Origin of the sequence: Paraburkholderia humisilvae (assembly GCF_902859855.1) — a bacterium.
GTDB classification, from domain to species: Bacteria; Pseudomonadota; Gammaproteobacteria; order Burkholderiales; family Burkholderiaceae; genus Paraburkholderia; species Paraburkholderia humisilvae.
Map to the genome: position 1 here is coordinate 1 of NZ_CADIKH010000394.1, position 1,008 is coordinate 1,008.

The 1,008-nt window shown below is 55.4% G+C and carries 1 pseudogene; it reads right to left on the reverse strand.

The features are described 5' to 3' along the window. Positions 1–99 precede the first annotated feature (99 nt). A pseudogene (locus tag HV796_RS42720) lies at positions 100–742 on the reverse strand (IS110 family RNA-guided transposase); the annotation flags it as partial. Between the last annotated feature and the right edge of the window lie 266 nt (positions 743–1,008).

The following is a 1,008-nucleotide window of genomic DNA, read 5'->3' on the forward strand; positions in this document are numbered from 1 at the left end:
AACGATGGCTTCGCCGCGACGCCTGCCGTCCAGTTCTATTCGTTGATAGCATAAGCAGTCCTATTCATATCGGGATTTACTTCGGCCTCACCGTCTTATCGCGACAGAACCACTTGTTTCGTCATTGCGGTGCCACGCCTGAATCTGCGCCTCGATCCCGGACCTGTCTGTCGAGCTCCTTCGGTTGGTCCATGAGGCGCTGGATAAGCAATCGAAACGAGCCAGTGAGTTCGTTGGCTGCATCTTCGATCAGTTCGGGTACCTGACGTTCAAGATGCCCGATTCCCTTGGGGACAACGATCCCGAATTCGGCGAGCAGTCCGCGAATCTGGTTGGCCTGGGCAGTTCGCGCCCGTACAAAACCCTGGCGTACACGATGTAGCGACAACACCGATTTCTGCTCGATTCTGCTGACTGGCACAAAGCGCATGTTCGGCCGCGCGACTGCCTCGCAGATTGCTTCGGCATCCGCCGCGTCATTCTTGTTCGTCTTGACGTACCGTTTGACAAACTGCGGTGCAATCAGTCGGACCGTATGGCCCATGGCCTGCAGCTTGCGCGCCCAAAAGTGCGCGCTGCCGCACGCCTCCATCCCGATCACGCAGGCGGGGAAGTTGGCGAAGAACTCCGCAACGTGATTTCGCTTGAACACTTTGTTCAGCACGCATCGGCCATGCTCATTTACACCATGGACGGCAAAAATGTTCTTCGCCAGATCGATGCCAATGGTCGTAATCTTCATGATGGGCGCTCTCCTCGGTCGGGTGGTTGCTGTAACACTTCCACTTTGGCACATTGATGCCGCTTCGGGTGGGGGGGGCCATCCCATTAGATCCGAGCATATCTCCTTCAGGCCATCGCGCCCCATCTGCATCAACCGACTACTGTCAGGTTTAGTTTATTGAGTTTCCCATAAAACATGACAACCGATTCGATGCTGGCGCGTTATATCTCTAACGGATTGAATGGAGATACGCGCCATGGCAAAGAAGCCGTTGGACGAGGCAA